This window comes from Peribacillus sp. GL_122 (assembly GCF_057835005.1).
Genome location: NZ_CM174415.1, coordinates 3,722,928 through 3,740,622 on the forward strand (window position 1 = coordinate 3,722,928; position 17,695 = coordinate 3,740,622).

19 protein-coding genes are annotated in these 17,695 nt (G+C 40.2%); 2 read left to right on the forward strand and 17 right to left on the reverse strand.

Going from position 1 to position 17,695, the window contains the following annotated elements; all coding sequences use genetic code 11:
- Nucleotides 1–161: 161 nt before the first annotated feature.
- The 16 genes from AC3ISB_RS17930 to AC3ISB_RS18005 form a co-directional block, all read right to left on the reverse strand.
- Complete coding sequence (locus AC3ISB_RS17930; protein WP_098370810.1) at nucleotides 162–1,955, reverse strand: ATP-binding protein; 1,794 nt, start codon at nucleotides 1,953–1,955, stop codon at nucleotides 162–164.
- Nucleotides 1,952–2,668 (reverse strand): response regulator, encoded by a 717-nt coding sequence (locus AC3ISB_RS17935; RefSeq protein ID WP_098370811.1) that lies wholly within the window; start codon nucleotides 2,666–2,668, stop codon nucleotides 1,952–1,954. Before AC3ISB_RS17935 ends, AC3ISB_RS17930 begins: the two co-directional genes overlap by 4 nt.
- Before the next feature lie 296 nt (nucleotides 2,669–2,964).
- Nucleotides 2,965–4,143, reverse strand: coding sequence for a c-type cytochrome biogenesis protein CcsB (ccsB, locus tag AC3ISB_RS17940; protein WP_098370812.1), 1,179 nt, complete (start codon nucleotides 4,141–4,143; stop codon nucleotides 2,965–2,967).
- Entirely contained in the window at nucleotides 4,136–5,785 is a 1,650-nt protein-coding gene (resB, locus tag AC3ISB_RS17945) for a cytochrome c biogenesis protein ResB (RefSeq protein ID WP_098370813.1), read from the reverse strand. The genes ccsB and resB overlap by 8 nt, the downstream gene beginning before the upstream one ends.
- 18 nt (nucleotides 5,786–5,803) lie before the next feature.
- Nucleotides 5,804–6,334 (reverse strand): thiol-disulfide oxidoreductase ResA, encoded by a 531-nt coding sequence (resA, locus tag AC3ISB_RS17950; protein WP_098370814.1) that lies wholly within the window; start codon nucleotides 6,332–6,334, stop codon nucleotides 5,804–5,806.
- Between the two features lie 208 nt (nucleotides 6,335–6,542).
- Complete coding sequence (rluB, locus tag AC3ISB_RS17955; RefSeq protein ID WP_034308106.1) at nucleotides 6,543–7,283, reverse strand: 23S rRNA pseudouridine(2605) synthase RluB; 741 nt, start codon at nucleotides 7,281–7,283, stop codon at nucleotides 6,543–6,545.
- Nucleotides 7,284–7,599: 316 nt separating this feature from the next.
- Complete coding sequence (locus AC3ISB_RS17960) at nucleotides 7,600–8,139, reverse strand: spore maturation protein (protein ID WP_141993591.1); 540 nt, start codon at nucleotides 8,137–8,139, stop codon at nucleotides 7,600–7,602.
- Nucleotide 8,140: 1 nt separating this feature from the next.
- Nucleotides 8,141–8,734, reverse strand: coding sequence for a nucleoside recognition domain-containing protein (locus AC3ISB_RS17965; RefSeq protein WP_076365572.1), 594 nt, complete (start codon nucleotides 8,732–8,734; stop codon nucleotides 8,141–8,143).
- Nucleotides 8,727–9,887, reverse strand: a complete 1,161-nt coding sequence (locus AC3ISB_RS17970; RefSeq protein ID WP_098370815.1) for a D-alanyl-D-alanine carboxypeptidase family protein — start codon at nucleotides 9,885–9,887, stop codon at nucleotides 8,727–8,729. Before AC3ISB_RS17970 ends, AC3ISB_RS17965 begins: the two co-directional genes overlap by 8 nt.
- Nucleotides 9,888–10,035: 148 nt before the next feature.
- On the reverse strand, nucleotides 10,036–11,682 hold the full coding sequence (locus tag AC3ISB_RS17975; RefSeq protein ID WP_141993593.1) for an FAD-dependent oxidoreductase: 1,647 nt from the start codon (nucleotides 11,680–11,682) through the stop codon (nucleotides 10,036–10,038).
- Between the two features lie 178 nt (nucleotides 11,683–11,860).
- Nucleotides 11,861–12,424, reverse strand: a complete 564-nt coding sequence (gene ahpC, locus AC3ISB_RS17980) for an alkyl hydroperoxide reductase subunit C (RefSeq protein ID WP_063233159.1) — start codon at nucleotides 12,422–12,424, stop codon at nucleotides 11,861–11,863.
- A 443-nt stretch (nucleotides 12,425–12,867) separates the two neighbouring features.
- A complete protein-coding gene (locus tag AC3ISB_RS17985) occupies nucleotides 12,868–13,743 on the reverse strand; it encodes a superoxide dismutase (protein ID WP_098370817.1) in 876 nt (291 codons plus the stop codon).
- A 119-nt stretch (nucleotides 13,744–13,862) separates the two neighbouring features.
- On the reverse strand, nucleotides 13,863–14,351 hold the full coding sequence (locus AC3ISB_RS17990; RefSeq protein ID WP_141993594.1) for a YpuI family protein: 489 nt from the start codon (nucleotides 14,349–14,351) through the stop codon (nucleotides 13,863–13,865).
- Nucleotides 14,352–14,373: 22 nt separating this feature from the next.
- A complete protein-coding gene (locus AC3ISB_RS17995; RefSeq protein WP_260399630.1) occupies nucleotides 14,374–14,790 on the reverse strand; it encodes a hypothetical protein in 417 nt (138 codons plus the stop codon).
- Between the two features lie 55 nt (nucleotides 14,791–14,845).
- Nucleotides 14,846–15,427, reverse strand: coding sequence for an SMC-Scp complex subunit ScpB (gene scpB, locus AC3ISB_RS18000; protein WP_098370820.1), 582 nt, complete (start codon nucleotides 15,425–15,427; stop codon nucleotides 14,846–14,848).
- Nucleotides 15,414–16,181 (reverse strand): segregation/condensation protein A, encoded by a 768-nt coding sequence (locus AC3ISB_RS18005; RefSeq protein WP_098370821.1) that lies wholly within the window; start codon nucleotides 16,179–16,181, stop codon nucleotides 15,414–15,416. Before AC3ISB_RS18005 ends, scpB begins: the two co-directional genes overlap by 14 nt.
- A 215-nt stretch (nucleotides 16,182–16,396) precedes the next feature.
- Between AC3ISB_RS18005 and AC3ISB_RS18010 the strand changes: the two genes are divergently transcribed.
- Nucleotides 16,397–16,489: a YjcZ family sporulation protein gene (locus tag AC3ISB_RS18010; RefSeq protein WP_081108854.1), complete on the forward strand. Its 93-nt coding sequence runs from the start codon at nucleotides 16,397–16,399 to the stop codon at nucleotides 16,487–16,489.
- 167 nt (nucleotides 16,490–16,656) lie between these two features.
- Nucleotides 16,657–17,193, forward strand: a complete 537-nt coding sequence (locus AC3ISB_RS18015; RefSeq protein ID WP_480338670.1) for a DUF309 domain-containing protein — start codon at nucleotides 16,657–16,659, stop codon at nucleotides 17,191–17,193.
- Between the two features lie 28 nt (nucleotides 17,194–17,221).
- Here the strand turns inward: AC3ISB_RS18015 and AC3ISB_RS18020 are convergent, their stop codons facing one another.
- Complete coding sequence (locus AC3ISB_RS18020) at nucleotides 17,222–17,566, reverse strand: GNAT family N-acetyltransferase (protein ID WP_076365552.1); 345 nt, start codon at nucleotides 17,564–17,566, stop codon at nucleotides 17,222–17,224.
- Nucleotides 17,567–17,695: the final 129 nt, after the last annotated feature.

Consider the following 17,695-nt stretch of genomic DNA (forward strand, 5'->3'; position numbering starts at 1 on the left):
CATACTTCGGCTTTAATCTTATTATAAAATTCCGTTAATTTCCACATATCAGGGACTTCTTATTTTGTTTCCGAAAAAAAACAAAGACAAGTTGGAAAGAAATCCAATTGCCTTTGTCTTCTAAGTTCCTCATGAAACAAGATTTTTTGGCAAGCCACCCGTCATTCAGCATTTTCCATAATTCGAGGCAGAATAAAACTGAAAGTCGTCCCTTTATTAGGTAAACTGTTTACCGAAATGAAGCCATCATGGGCATTGATTATATTTTTTACGATTGCCAAACCCAAACCGGTGCCCGAACGGCCGCGGGTCCTTGCTTTATCCGCTTTATAAAACCTCTCGAATACAAAAGGCAAATCTTCTTCGGGAATTCCAGATCCAGAGTCCCTCACATCAATGATCAGACCCCTTCGATCACTTGTCCTCTGAATGACATCAATGTTACCGCCCGGAGGAGTATGACGAATCGCATTATCAATTAAATTGGTCAAAACCTGTTCAATGCGGTCCGGGTCGAAATGCCATTGAATTTGATCGTCTTGCATGCTGGCTGATATTGTGATCCCCTTTTCTTTAGCCAGCCCGGAAAACTTACTTGTAATCCTCTTTAAATAAGGAGAAATAGGTACGTATTCATAGCTAAGGTTCATTTTACCCGATTCCAATTTAGCTAGATCGAGGAGATCATTGACTAAACGGCCCATTCTCAAAGACTCATCATAGATGATGCGGGCCATTTCCACCTTTTCCTCTTCACTGCTCGCAATGTCATCTACAATCGCTTCACTATATCCTTGCAACATTGAAATCGGTGTTCTTAACTCATGGGAGACATTCGCTATGAAATCAGTCCTAAGTTTGTCCATACGTCTTTCATCACTCATATCCCGTATGATGGCCACCGCTCCCCGAATATTGTCGGCATTTGTATATAGCGGACTGACAATGAATCCCCAATCACGGCCCTGCAAAGTAATTTCACCGACTTGCTCCTTATGGAAGGACTCTGATTCATCAAAAAGATTCATCAAAACCAATGGGACATTGACATTATCTTCCCGGTTATAGCCCTTTTCAAAGTACCAGGATTGCAGAAATCTTTCTGCTGGCGGATTCGTTTCAAGAATTGTGCCATCTTTATTGAAGGTAATGACCCCATCTGCCATACTGCTAAGAATGCTTGAGAGATGTTCCTTTTCCTGACTAAGTGCATTCATATTGAATTTCAGCTGTTTTCTCATCTGGTTAAACGCTATGGCAAGCTCGCCGATCTCATCTTGAGTCAAGATCGGGACCTTTGTATCAAATTTCCCCCGGGCAATCGCTAGTGCGGCTTCCCTCATCTTCACCAATGGGGCATTGATTCTTGTAGATAAAAAGAAAGCAAAAATCGTTGTCAAAATAATGGCGATGCCTGCTGCCAATAATATGAACTGTGTAGTCGATTTTGTGGTTTCTTCCATCGACTCCAACGATTGAAATAGGAAAACTTCATCCTGTTCCCCATTCAATTCAAGTGGAATGCCTACTACGATTGCGGACAATTCCTCATTGCCTGCATCATCGGATAGCGCCATTTCCTTTTTTACAGTCTTTCTTTCAGTAAAAACCTTGATCAATTCGGAATCTTTTTTTATGAGTTCCGGCGTGATTTCGTACTCATTATCTCCTCCGATTGATGAGAATATCATTTTGTCATCATTAAGAATGATCATTTTCGTTTCGTTGCCTATTAATTCCGAAGCTATTTGTAAAACCTCATTGCTGGATCCCTGATGTTCATTCGTTACCTTAATGATTTGTTCAGCAGTTTTGGTTAAATCATTTTCAATATTTTCAATCTGGAAATTCTCAAAGAATTCGACCAGCAGAACGGTTAAAACAATTAATACAAACGACACGAGCAATAGGATCGTTGCCCATAGCTTCCCTACAACACTGCCCCATAGCATCAGTCATTAATGACTTCGAACTTGTAACCTACACCCCAAACAGTGACAATCATCTTGGCTGCGTTTTCGGATATGCGGTTTAATTTTTCACGTAAGCGTTTAACATGCGTGTCAACAGTTCGAAGATCCCCAAAGAATTCATAGTGCCACACTTCTTTTAACAATTGCTCCCGGTCGAAAACCTTATCTGGGGATTTCGCCAAGAAATATAATAATTCATATTCTTTTGGTGTTAATGAAACCTCTTTGTTATCAGCAAGTACTCGGTGGGCATCATTATCAATGGTTAAATGCGAGAAGACGATCACATCTTTTGCCGTCGTTTCCGTCTGCATGTAACTAGTGCTTGAAGAGCGACGTAATAAAGCTTTAACCCTTAATACGACTTCCCGGGGACTGAACGGCTTTACGATATAATCATCTGTCCCCACTTCGAACCCTTGAACGCGGTTCACTTCTTCCCCTTTAGCAGTCAGCATGATAATCGGTGTCGTTTTCTTTTCCCTTAATTCACGGCAAACTTCGATTCCATCTTTACCAGGCATCATAATATCCAATAAAATTAAATCATAATCATTTTCAAGGGCTTTTGTTAAAGCCATATCTCCATTTTCAGCTTCATCGATTATGTATTCTTCTCTTTCCAAATACATCTTTAGCAGCCGGCGGATTCTTTCCTCATCATCCACCACGAGAATTTTTATAGCATTATACATTATGTAATCAGCCTCCTATCATATATTCTACAAAATGAAAACTTCCATGACTAATACTTTTTCCGCACAAAGTACGATAAAGAGCCTATTTTGCATGGCTTCCATGAACCTTTCACCATTTTGTCACAAAAAAAGACTTCGACCGCTCACTAAAAGTTCATGAATGCTATTTCACCGAAATATCCTTAATTAAAGGGAGTGACGAAAAAAAGGATCATTCTCCAGAAAAATCGATAAGCCAACTCCTCGATGTTTCTTTCAAAAGACCCCCTTCATCTAAATATTACAATACAGAATCAAGCATATGAATGCAAACCAGCAATAACAAGATTGACGAATATCAGGTTAAACATAATGATGGCAAAACCGATGACGGCAAGCCAAGCTGATTTTTCCCCTTGCCATCCCTTTGACATGCGCAGATGTAAGAAAGCTGCATAAAACAACCAAGTAACCAGTGCCCAGACCTCTTTCGGATCCCAGCCCCAGAATCGTGTCCAGGCCACTTGAGCCCAGATCATTGCAAAAATGAGGGCACCGAGTGTAAAAATCGGAAAACCGATAAGGACCGAACGATAACTAATCTCATCCAATAAATTCAAATTTACATTTTTAACGATCGGTTTAATCAATGCTGCCACTCTTTTGCGAGCAATCAACCTTATTAAACCATACAAGACGAGCCCCATACCGAATGACCAAAGTACAGTATTCAGTTTCTTGGCATTGATCAGTGGAGGCATGTCCACCAGTGGTTCAAATCGATCCGTCTCGATAAGTTTCCCTTCATTGGGACCAACCAAAGCCGGTAAGTTGAATTCCTGTTTGACCTCGGCTCCGTGTTTATCGACCCAATCAAAATTCGCCTTATAATCCATCGCAGCAAAAGAAGAAGTGATGATGACGAATCCAATGGTGCAGACTAATGTGAACATGATGCCTTCAAGCCAGAACGTTCTTTTGCTTGATTGTGTCTGATCGACGAATTTGATTAAATAAATGATGGCAGTAACGAAACTTATGGCAAGGATCGACTGTCCTGCCGCTGCAGTCGTTACATGAATATGAAGCCAATCGCTCTGCAAAGCAGGAATGAGTGGCGAAATTTCTGTAGGGAACATACTTGCATATGCGATTATCAATAACGCAATCGGTAAAGCGAATAGCCCAAGGGCAGGTGTTTTATAAAGGAAATAAATTAATATGAAAGCACCGACCAGCATCATTCCGAAAAAGGTCGTAAATTCAAACAGGTTACTTACCGGAGCATGGCCGGCAGCAATCCATCTAGTGATGAAATACCCAATTTGCGCCGCGAAACCGAGAATGGTGATGAAAATGCCCAGTTTAGCCCATATGTTTTGTTTCTTTTCCTCCGCTCCGCGTTTATCCTTGATCGATCCCCCAAATAAAAAGGTTGCGACAAGATATAATAAGAAAGCTGCATATAAAAAGTTACTGCTTAATTCAGCCATTTAAAACTTCCCCCTTACTAGAAGATTTCTCATCTTCAAGTTGATCCATTGGTTCGGAAAGTGATGTTGATTCTATCGCTTGTTTTATATCTCTTTTAATACCGTGCCAGTTTTTGTTTGTATGGCCGGCCATTAATATCTCATCATCTTTCCTCTTAATCCATATACGCCGGTGATTCCAATAAGACCCTTGGACAACGCCGATCATGAAAATGATTCCACCCGTGAATAAGATCCAAAGCGTTAAATCCTTCCTTACGGTCAAAGCCGTGACATCTTGGGTTTCCACACCATTAAAAGCCATTTTATAAGTGTTTTCCCCTAAAGGCTCCACAGTCTCTTTAATCGCTACGAAACTGACCTCACCTTCTGGCTTATCCGGAGTATGCATTTTAAAGATAAATGCCGGATTATTCGGAATCTTCGATATCGTTCTAGGTTCACCTTTTTCATCGAACTCGAAATCGGGGAAGTAACTGATCAAGTCAACGGAATATCCTTCTTTCAACTCGTATTTCTTTTGTGGATTGTTCAAATCAACCTTTAAGCTTCCATATTTCTCTTCGGTTTTTTTATTTATCAAATTAAAAGCCATCGTACTGAGCTCATCCAGTTTATAGTCTACTTGGTAGAGGGCATAATGATCATGTTTCAGAGGTTCATTGACTTTGATTTTATAATCTTTAAGTTTTTCAAGGTCCACTTTTTCCCCTGGTAAGGTTTCTCCCTTGCGCTCATACAACGTAACATCGGATTGATAGGTTTTTGCGATCGTACCGGTTTTATCGATTGCAGCACTGTACTGCGCATCTTCTTGATTCTCTTTGTCATACACCTCTAAGGTAAATTCATTATTCTGGAGGTAATATTCACCATTTGTACCCGGGATTTCTTTTCTCTCGCCTTCACGCAGCCAAAGTACTTTGTCGATATACATCCCAGGGACAGAACGCAATAATGCTCCAATTAAGAAAATGATAAGTCCAATATGATTAACATATGGTCCCCAACGTGAAAAACGACCCTTTTCGGCAAGTATATGACCGTTTTCCTCCCGTATATGATAACGCTGCCTTTTTAGTCTATCCTTTACTTCTTCAAGGTTTATATCTTGGTCTTCAAGCTTTGTCACCCCATAAATCCGCTGACGTTTCATGAAACCGTCATGACGTGTGACCCCTTGTTTTTTTAACGATCGATATAATGGAAAGAACCGATCGATACTGGCAATCAATAGTGATATGCCCAGCATGCCTATGATAATCAAATACCACCATGAACTATATAAGTTATGAAACCCGAGTTCATAATACACTCTTCCGAACCAGCCGTATTCCAGTTCATAATGCTCAGCAGGCGTAGCTGTTGAAGGTATGTACATTTCCTGAGGTAAAATCGTCCCGATAGCTGAAGCGATCAACGCAATGACAATGAGCGTTACCCCTACCTTAACGGAAGAAAAGAAGTTCCATATTTTATCGATGATCGTTTTTTTATATGTTTGTGAACGCCTGGCACTTCCCTCATATCTCATATCAATAAGCTTGTTTTCTTTTTCGTTACCAAGCACCATCCCGCATTTACCACAAATCTTTGTGCCAAACGGATTTATATGACCACAATCGCATTTTACTTCTTTCATGTCAAAAACTCCCCAATATTATGGTTTAATTCTCTCCATATGCTTTTGGATGCTCTCTTCTGTCAAAGCTCCGGTGATGATATCTATCACTTTCCCCTCTTTATCGACCAAAAAGGTGACAGGCAATATATCCACGCGATAAGCATTTTCCACTTCCCTACCTTTATCGATCATGACAGGAAAGGTCAGATCATGCTTTGTAATGAAATTATTGACAGCATAGTCAGATTCCCCGACATTAACCGCCAATATCTCTACGCCATGGTCTTTAAAGTTTTTATATTGATTTTCCATATAAGGCATTTCGTATTCACACGGCTTGCAATATGTACCCCAAAAGTTCAGGAAGACGCCTTTTCCCTTGTAATCGGAAAGTTTATGCTCTTTGCCTTCCATATCAGTCAAGACGAAATTGGGTGCATCTGATCCTTTTCTCAGACTTTCATTCTTATCTTTAGTGAAGTTCGTATAAAGGGCAAACACTAAAGCTGCACCTAAAAGCAGGAGAATGATGGTTCTGCTAATTAGGCGTCGCTTCTTTTTATCCATAGAGATCCTCCTAAGGCCACACTAAATTTAACCATACCATTATACCATTTAACGCCATGTCCTTTTTATTTACATTTCTGAAGGTTTTGTGACATTCTTTCCTGATTCATGAAGGAAAAGGTATTTACAGGTTGTTTTCCACTACCCCATTCCTCCAGGGGAAGAATGGGGTAGTGGTTTCAACCTATTAATACAGGAAAATTCTTTCTTACATTCTCCGCTGTTTAGGTTCGGTTGTTGCTAAAGTCCGCATTAATTTAACTTCATGTGGAGTCAGCTCCCGGGAATCTCCTGCTGTTAAACCGTCCAAGGTCAAGAAACCATATTGTTCCCTCTTCAATTTAATGACGGGATGGCCAATTGCTTCGAACATCCGGCGGACTTGCCTGTTCCTGCCTTCATGTATTGTGATTTCAACTATCGCCGTTTCCTTTTTCTTGTCGGTAGACAATACCCTTGTCTTGGCTGGTGCAGTCTTGCCATCCTCCAACTTGATACCTTTATCCAACTTTTTCAAGCTTTCACGCAAAGGCATCCCTTTCACTTTTGCCACGTACACTTTATCCACTTCATGCTTCGGATGCATTAACGTGTTTGCAAATTCCCCGTCATTGGTTAAAATCAATAAGCCTGAAGTATCGTAATCCAAGCGGCCAACTGGATAAATCCGTTCATTGATGTAAGGGAAAAAGTCAGTTACGACTTTTCTATTCTTATCATCAGAAACTGCCGAAATGACGCCGCGCGGTTTATAGAATAGGAAATAAACTGGGGCTTCTTTTTCTAGCGGGACTTCATTAACCTCAACCTTATCATTAGGCCCAACTTTCACACCTAATTCCTTCACTACTTTGCCGTTCACTTTTACCTTACCTTCTAAAATCAACTCTTCTGCTTTACGGCGGGAAGCCAGTCCAGCATGTGCTATCACCTTTTGTAATCGTTCCATCTATCTTCACCCCATAGTATAATCATTCGTTTGTTATTGTCTATACATACACAATCATACAATTATTACATATTGAGAGGCAAAAACAAAAGGTTTTTCGCGAATAAGAGCTTTTCTTTTATTATTACACCAATAATGGGACGGTTAAATGGGTTGGTTTCCATAATGAGTGTAACATAGCTTATTTTTCCATACAAAAAAATGTTTCTTTTGGATGAAAGTTCGATTTCGTTTAAAAATGGAGAACTTAACATAGCCGATTGTTTAAGAAAAAAGACAAAAAAAAAAGAAATGGAATCGCCCATTTCCCTAGTCTTTAATTCATACCAAAAACCAATGTGACGACGATAACGGCAGCTATGATACCGATCAAGTCTGCCAAAAGACCGACCTTTAGGGCATCACCCATTTTTTTGATCCCGACAGCTCCAAAATAAACGGTCAATACATAGAAGGTGGTATCTGTACTTCCCTGAATCGTGGCAGCCAATCGCCCAGTAAAGGAATCCGGTCCATAAACAGATATCAGGTCGCTGGTTATTCCTAAAGCGGCTGTTCCGGATATTGGTCTAATAATCGCAAGGGGTAAAACCTCAGATGGAAAATGAAGAAAGGAAAGCAAGGGGTGCAGTGATTGTACAATAAAATCCAAGGCCCCTGATGCCCTAAATACTGAAATCGCCACTAGCATCCCTACCAGGAAAGGGATGAGGGAAAAAGACATGCTGATTCCTTCTTTCCCCCCCTCAACGAAGGTCTCATAGGTGGGAACTCTTTTCAATGTGCCGTACAGTAATATACAGAGGATCAAAATCGGTATCATCCAAATTGAAATGGTGGTCATCCAGTGCAACATCCTATTCCCTCCCGCTCCTCTTTCTCTTGTAATAAAAATATCGATCTATCGCGATTCCTCCAACTGCAGAAATGGCCGTTGCTATTATGGTCGGAAAAACGATGTCCGTCGGGGAGTGGGCATCGTAATTCATGCGGATAGCAATGACAGTAGTTGGAATCAACGTTACGCTTGAGGTATTGATGGCTAAAAAAGTGACCATCGAGCGGCTGACCGTTGCTTTTCCCCCATTTAGTTTCTTTAGCTGTTCCATGGCTTTTATACCAAGAGGCGTAGCTGCATTCCCCAATCCAAATGTGTTTGCCATCATATTGGAAAGTATATACCCCATAGCGGGATGATTAGGAGGCACTTCAGGGAATAGCCATCTCATGAACGGCTTGAACAAATTGGATAGTTTATCTAACAGCCCCGATTCCTCCGCTATTTTCATCAAACCCAGCCAAAAGACAAGTATGCTCATCAGTCCCAGGCAAAGGGTGACCGCTTCCTTTGCGCTGACAAATAGAGCTTCATTCACCTGATCCATCGTCCCATTAATCATGCCAAAGACAATACCGATCACAAACATCCCGACCCAAATGTAATTAACCATTGCGTCCGATTCCCAATACCGCTTCAAATACCTCAGCCCATGAAGATTGGAATGATTGTTGCTTGAAGCTTTCTTTTGCTTCCCCATAAAAAATCGAACGACTACCTATTTTCTTTCCATCGAGATAGATGGATGCTCTGCCGACCACTGCTGGGATTTTCCTTTTATCCTTCCAAGCCCTCTGTGGCTTCAACAATTTCATTTTCACATTGACCAACTTTCTCTCTTCTTTTGTCAGTGGGTACGAGAAATCATTTTTAATGTAGACATGCCCTTTATATATTTTATTTTCCATATTCTTTACCATGCCTTCAGGTAAAATTTCTGTTGGCTTATAATCCTTAAATGCGGATTCGTACATTTGAATATGATCATTCCAATCATCCGGACCATTCAATGTCACAGCAATCAGGTCATGCCCGTTTTTTGTTGCGGTCGTGACCAAGGTACGTTTTGCTAGTTTGGTATACCCTGTTTTCCCCCCTGTGCAATACTCATACAATTGTGTAAGTAGGCGGTTTTTGTTCTTCCATACATAATCCCATTGTTCTGTGGAATTAGGTGCCCTGTGTTCCTTTGTGCCGGCAATCTTTGCATACGTTTCATTTTGCATGGCATAACGAGTGAGTATGGCCATATCATATGCGGTTGAATAATGGTTCTTCGTATTATCCAAACCATGTGGATTTGAAAAATGGGTATTTTTCATCCCGATTTCTTCCGCCTTTTGATTCATCATCCACACGAATCCATCTAGGCTTCCACCAACCTTTTCGCTGATTGCGACTGCTGCATCATTACCCGAACGAAGCATCAAGCCATAAACCAAATCTTCGAGCTTAATTCTTTCTCCTTCTTTTAAATAAAGTGACGAGCCCTCCGTCCCGAAGGCAGTGCTGCTCACCTTCACTGTTTCATCCATTAGTCCCGATTCAATAGCCAAGATAGCCGTCATTATTTTCGTAATGCTTGCTATGCGGTTCTTTTCATGAGCATTCACTTCATATATGACCCTTCCGCTATCCTCATCCATTAAAATCGCACTATGGGCACTTACGGATACATTTGCATTGGCGCTTTGTACGGGTGCAATAAAAGACAACAGGAGAATGACAATACACAAACTTGATAACCCTTTATATGGAAAACGCATGAGTGCCCCCTCGTCTCTTTACTTGTTTTTGTACAAGTTTATGCAAATGGACAAGGGTTATGAATAAAAGAATGTAAACCTTCATGATATCTATTGATTTTCAACATAAAAAAAATCGATAGGGGCCCCCTATCGATTTAGTGTTCTATCATACTAATAATGCGGCTATTTCATCGATTTTCTTAGCTCCGAATACCACTTCTTCATCATTGATGATCATGGCGGGCACGCTCATGACTTTATATTTCTTCTTGATTTCCTGGAAATTGCTTATATCGACCATTTCAGCTTCAACGTTAGGGTTTTCAATCGCAATGCGCTGTGCACCCACTACAACGTCTGGACAGTAGTGACATGCCAATGAAACCATAACCTTAATGTTCGCTTTTTTACTGATTCCCTTAATTGAATTCAATACGACTGAATCCAATGCTTGACCAGGTCCGGCCAGGTTATAGATAGCCAAAATGAAGGAATTCAACTCATGGCCGCCTGGTACACCGTGGTATTTGACGCCACTGTATTCACCATTCGAATTTAAGAGGGAAACGACAGGGAACTTATCTGCATTGATTTTTTCTTCAATTTCCGGACTTTCTCCCTTGTTGTATAACTCAAGATGCAGCTTGTCTCCTAATTCCGCAACATCCAACAAGAAGTCTCGCAATTCGACTGATTTTGGCAAACTTTCATCGACGATGGACACCAACGTTACTTCGCTCTCCATCTTGCCGAAGATTCCCTTTAATTGGCCGCGTAACGCATCACTTAATAAAGCGCTCTTACCTGCCGGGACAGCGGCCTGTTCTTTTTTCGCCGGTTTTTCAACTTCAGGTTCATCTTTGATTCCTAGGCGATCTTTTTCTTCTTCAATATATTTACCGGCATCCGTTGCTGCAATCGCCCCATCAGATACAGCTGTAATAATCTGGCGTAAGGATTTTGGCCTTAGGTCGCCCGCTGCATAGACACCTTTCACATTAGTCTTCATATCATCATCGGTTAAAATGTAACCAGCATGATCCATTTCGATATGGCCCTTGAAAATTTCTGTTTTCGGCTCATATCCTATGAAAACGAAAACTCCAAACGTACTGTCTTCTTCCTTCGCCTTATATTCAAATTCTTCTTTAGTCGCATTATTGATGAAACGGGCACTTTGAATCATCCCGTCTCCATATACCCCAAGGATCTCCGTATTGAATTTCACTTCAATCTTATCATTTGCCATTACTTTATCCACAATGGACGGGGCACACGAGAAGCTTGATTCCCGGGCGATGATTGTAACTTTTGTAGCAAAGCGTGTCAGGAATATAGCTTCTTCAGCGGCTGCATATCCTGCCCCGATAACGAAAACTTCCAACCCTTCAAAGAATTCACCATCACATGTTGAACAATATGCTACACCGCGGCCAGTAAATTCCTCTTCACCTGGAAATCCTAGTGTTCTTGGAGAAGCACCCGTTGCAATGATGACGGAGCGGGCATGGTAATCCCCGCCAAGGGTTTTAACGACTTTCACCTCACCGGAGAAATCCACGCCCGTTACATCAGCTTTGGCGAATTCAACGCCAAAATCTTCGTTTTGAAGCTTCATTTCTTCAACTAACCTAGGGCCCGATATATGACGGATACCAGGATAATTGGCTATTTCCGATGTAGTTGCAGCTTGTCCGCCGCCAGTTCCTTTTTCAAGAATTATTGTTTTTACCTTAGCTCTTCCTGCATAAACGCCGGCTGAGAGGCCTGCAGGTCCGCCACCAATAATTAATAAATCATATATTTTTTTCATCTTTTGTACTCCTTGCTGAATGATAATACGTGCTAAACTGATTATTTTGAAAAACAAAAGGCACTTATTTTAGGTAAGTGCCTTTTGTCATAAGATCTTGCTGGACGAGTTGTCCCAGTAATCGTAATCAATGCTCGGTATGTCCATTACCTGTAGAAATGGACCATCCCATTAAAAATTAAAGTTTACCTACAAGGTCTAGGCTTGGTTCAAGAGTGGCTTCACCTGGAGTCCATTTTGCAGGGCAAACTTTATCTCCATGTTCTGCTACGAATTGTGCAGCTTGAACTTTTCTTACAAGTTCTTCAGCATTACGGCCAATTCCTAGGTCATTAATTTCGTATGCTTTAATTTGTCCTTCTGGATTAACGATGAAAGTTCCACGTAGAGCCAATCCATCTTCTTCAATCAATACACCGAATTGACGGGATAAAACGTTTGCTGGGTCAGCTAACATTGGATATTGGATTTTACCGATTGTATCAGTGGCATCAGCCCATCCTTTGTGGCTGAAATGAGTATCTGTTGAAACTGAGTAAACTTCACAACCAATTTCCTTGAATGTTTCATAGTTATCTTGAAGATCAGCTAATTCAGTTGGACATACGAAAGAGAAGTCAGCTGGGTAGAAAAAGAATACTGCCCATTTTCCTTTAACATCTTCAAGTGTAACTTCTTTGAATTCTCCTGCATGGTAAGCTTGTACTTTAAAATCTTCAACTTGTTTATTGATCAATGACATAATAAATTCCTCCAATAGCTAATTTTTTTATCTGCTCCTGTTTATAATAATTATTAAATAGAAATTAGTCAATAAATATACCTTAATAATTTTTAAGTTCACAAATTGGTCACAGTTTTTATATTGATATAAATTAATTATTTTTAAAAACCCATAGTACTTCAAAGTAGCCTACTTAACACATTTCCAATGTTATTTCAAGGATTTAACTAAGACACATGCTCATTATTTCGTGATATGATATCATCTCCTTTTCAATCTAATTATAATATCCAAATGAGAATCATAAGTCGCTTCCAAAATAAAATTTGCAGCTCCCCTTCTTATCCTTCCCATATTTTCCCTAAAAATTCTTGATACAATATTTCAGGCAAAAAAAAACGAACCTTCACGGCTCGTATATTTGCAATTGGTTCTCAAAAGACTTTCCTATATTTTATCAGTTATTGCTTTTTCCAGATAAGCTTTTTCGCTTCGGTGAACCTTACGGCAGTTTTCGGCCAGTTTACAACGTCCCACCATTTGTCCACATAGGCTGCCCGATTATTTTTATATTGCAGGTAATAAGCATGTTCCCATACATCAAGAACAAGGATTGGGATCGTATCCCACTGGGTCAAAACCATATGCAATTCCGATTGAAGTATTTCTAGCCGCCGCGCACGCGGAACCCAGACTAAAATCGCCCAGCCAACTCCTTCTACTTGTTTGGCAGCTTCACTAAAATGACTTTTAAAAGCTGCAAAGCTTCCAAAATCCGTCTCAATCTGATTGAGTAAATCCCCCCTTGGCTGTCCGCCCCCTCCCGGAATCATCTCTTCCCAGAACAGCGTATGGAGATAATGGCCTGACCCATGAAAGGCTGCTTCCTTTTCCCAATGTTTCAACAAGGAAAAATCTTTCGTTTCCCTCGCTTTTTTCATCATCAATTCCGCTTTATTCAGACCATCGACATATGCTTGATGATGCTTATCATGGTGCAGATACATGATTTCCCTTGAAATCGTCGGTTCCAGCGCATCATAGGCATAAGGTAACGGCGGTAGCGTATGATTCCCAATTGGCACTGATTGCCTATCCTGTATACTGAATTCTCTAGCGAGTTCTTCAATTTCCTCGTAGACCCGAGCCATCTCTTCTTCAATCAGGACCATATCCTCATAATCCATTTCTTCCTCATCCATATCTTTTGTCAACTGGGAAAGCCGTTCAATATTCGACAGCAATGGCGAATCGGTGATATCGATCTTCTCAAGATATTCCATCACTCCATCAACCCAATCACTTACCTCTTTAGCATAATCTCTTTCATCGGACATCTTGCAACCTCCTCTTAACCTTTATGCACATGAATCATCAAAGTATTTTATGTTTCGATTAAGCGGAGATTCCATTTATAGCAAAAAAACAGCTAGGCCTCTTAAGCCCAGCTGTTTCATTATCTTGACTGTAACATTTTCGTCCGGTAATCCGTTTCATAAAACTCCAATTCTTCACGCATGGTCTGGAATCCACTTTCCACGGCCTTCAGAATGGATATTATGCTGTCAGGTACACTTTGGTGAAATTTAATCGAGTTTTTTCCTGTATAGGCAGATCTGCTGTCCTCAAACCACCGATCTGATTTTGGGGAAAAGTATTCTTCGATACATTGATGATAAACTCTATAAAGCGTCTTTTCAGCTGCAGCTTTATTGAAAACATCATTTTTCAGAACGATTTGGCAAGCCTCCAAGCCCTCTTCACAACTTACAAGCATTCTTCTTAAACTAGAAAGGATTCCTTTATAATAGGTTTCATCCCCGCTTTTTTCCTCTTGCAGCTTAGAATAGGTTGTCTCATTCATAAATTCTTCTAGTTGAGCCACTGTCGTTTCTAAAAACCCTTTTACATCTTCAAGCTGAGATTTTACCAATGTATTCCCCAACCGTGAACCCTCCTCAAAATGATTAAGATTGAATATAATAGTCAACATGTGACTCTATATCATATGGTTTAGCTTGGTCAATAGATATAAACACTTTCTCCAATTTTTCAAAATCTATATTTTCGAAATAACCAGCCATCTCTTTTTCTGCATTTATATAAATACGTTTTCGGTTAACCAGGCTCGGGTCTTTGAGTAGACAGACCATTGCAATGATATCAGCCATATAAATATCTCTGTTAGGGCTTTTGAATATAGGGTTGGCGGGATATGGGGTCCAACGAGTGACCATCTCATCAAAATAGCGAAGATACAGTACATTCAGCGTCTTATCTTCTCCATCCTTTATGTATTGTATAACGGATCGATTAAAGAAGTCCTCAGGTGAATTTGACTTTTCCTTTTCAAGCCCAAATCCATTGCATGCTACAATTCGCACCCGCAATCCCCCCGCATTCATTTTTTTCTATATTATCACAATTTATTGAAAAATGTTATTCGATTGTTTGCTGAAATTTTTCAAAAAACAGATCGGCTTCATCATTTTCAAAGCCATCATCCGAATTATCGGCGAGAGGCGGTAATTCATCAATGGAATTCAGGCCGAAGTAATCCAAAAACTCTTTTGTTGTCCCATATAAATAAGCCCGGCCCGAGCCTTCAGCACGTCCGACCTCTTTTATTAAGACTTTAGTGACAAGTGTATGAATGGGGCGATCCGTTTTCACTCCGCGAATTTCATCAATTTCAGCTCTAGTAATCGGCTGTTTATAGGCAATGATTGCGAGTGTTTCCAAAGCCGCCTGGGACAATCCTTGAGTGCTTGATGTTTCCACCAGCCTTTTCAAGTAATCCGAGTGCTCTTTCTTTGTCGTCATTTGATAAACACCCGCTATTTCGATTACCTGAATCCCGCGTACATCCGATATATATTCTTCTTTTAAACTTTCAACGATGTCCGTTGCTTGATATTCCGTAATTTCCAGGACAGAGGCAATTTGTTTGACGGATAGCCCTTCATCTCCGGCAGCAAACAATAATGCCTCAAGAATCCCTTTCCAATTAATAACTTCCAACTGGTTCTACACCTTCCTTAGCAGCAATCATGATATCCGAAAAATTATCTTCCTGTTCAACGATGATTTCATTTAATTTCATCAGTTCCAGCACCGCCATAAAAGTGATGACGATATGCTCTTTAACCGGGAGCGAGAACAGTTCAAAAAAACTTTTCTTTCCTTTAATCGATTGTAACTCAATCATGATTTCATCCATTCGTTTCTCTATCGATATCTCTTGTTTCGTTACCTTCGTGTAAAGCGGCTTTTGAATTTTTTGCCTTCGCAGCAGTTTTTGAAGAGCCCCCAACATATCGTATAGACTTATATTCAACTCTTGCTTATCACTTTCCGCTTCTTTTACATAAACCGATAAATCACTTGGGGGTTTGGTGAAAATCAAGCTTCTTTCTTCTTCCATCCCTTTAAATTCTTCGGCTGCATTTTTATACTTTTTATATTCTAATAGTTTTTCCACAAGCTCATCACGTGGATCTTCTTCAAATATTTCCCCATCTTCATCAATCATTAGTTCATCTTCATGCTTTGGAAGCAACGTTTTACTCTTGATGGCTAGCAGCGTTGCAGCCATCACTAGATATTCGCTGGCGACATCCAATTCAAGATGCTGCATCGTATGGATGTAACTTAGGTATTGATCTGTAATATCAGCCATCGGAATATCGTAGATGTCTATTTCCAGGCGATTAATCAAATGCAGAAGTAAATCCATCGGTCCTTCGAAAGCGTCAATTTTTATATTATAACCCATTAAATTACCTCATTTAAATCTAATTGGCCGATATAGACCTATTTCTTTTACTAATCAAGTATAGTGGATTGCCGCCCTTTATCCAAATAATAATTTACTGACCTTAGAAAAGTTTTTATTTGGGATTACCATCAAATGGGTCGTTGCCCAATCACATTCCGAAATCCAACATAACCTAGAAATGTAAGAATAGCAGAACAAAGGAGGTACTCATTATGGGTGCAGGTGGTTTTGGACACGGCGGCGGATTCGCGTTTATTGTAGTATTGTTCATATTATTAGTTATCGTCGGTGCTTCATGGTGTTAATTCATGACTGATGAATCAAGCTGATTGCCTTGCAATCGGCTTTCTTTATTTTCCTGGAAAAAATTCTATGCTAAACTTAGTGAGTATACATAGCGGGTGTTAAGCTAAAAGAAAATGGCTTTTTGCCTTACTTTAGATGATTCCATCAAACAAAAGGGGTGCTCCTATTGAATTACGCGGAAGACTACCTTTCTTTCCTTGTCCATTTCCATGGGCCAAGGGATTACTTCGAATGTCATGAAATTCTTGAAGAATATTGGAAGGAAACCGCACCAAAAGAGCGTGACTCTCATTGGGTCGGACTCATTCAAATTGCGGTTGCCCTGTATCATGATCGCAGGGGAAACAATAAAGGGGCTGCAAGGACCCTGTCTAAAGCCCTGGCAAATCTCCATCTTAAAAAGGCCGAGCTCCTGAAGTTGGGACTCGATCCAGAACGACTGTTCAAATTGCTCGAGGACACCCATGAGCGAATGTTATCACAAAAGCCATATAAAAGCATTAATCTGCCGATAGCCGATCAAAGCTTGATTGAAAAATGCCAGTCCATCTGTTTGCAAGAAGGGTACATATGGGGTACAGTTAGCGACATGGCTAATTCAGCAATAGTTGATAAGCATCTAATGCGTGACCGTTCGGATGTCATTTCCGAAAGGGCTCGGCAGCTTTCCCTTCGAAAAACAAGAATGGAGGACCGCCCTTAAAGGTGGTCCTCCATTCAAGCTTTCCTATTCAAAAATCTTCACACCTGTCAAGAAAGCTTTCCGTAAACTCATTTGCTTTTAATTCTTTGTCAGGATATTGCTCCTTGATGGCCCTGACCATCGTTTTACCGATACCTTGCTTCCGGAAGGATGGATTTACGGATATATGTTGTATCTCAATGTGGTTTGGAGAGACTTCTATCCCGATCAAGCCCGTAATCTCTTCATCTTTCCATAAGAACAGCTGTAGATTTTCATCCGTTTCATAATTCTTCATCGTATTCCGAAGCGTTTTTATCTCTTTTTCATTTGGCATGAAAGATAATAATCCCATGGCAAACTTCTCATAACTTTTCTTATACTTAATCAACATAATATCCCTCGTTACTAAATAACGTTTTTATTATCTTCCTGTTTCCGATTAATTTGCTTTGAATAATAATCCTCACATATAACATTTACATCATACATAAAAACCTCGTTCGTTTCAACATCACTTTCA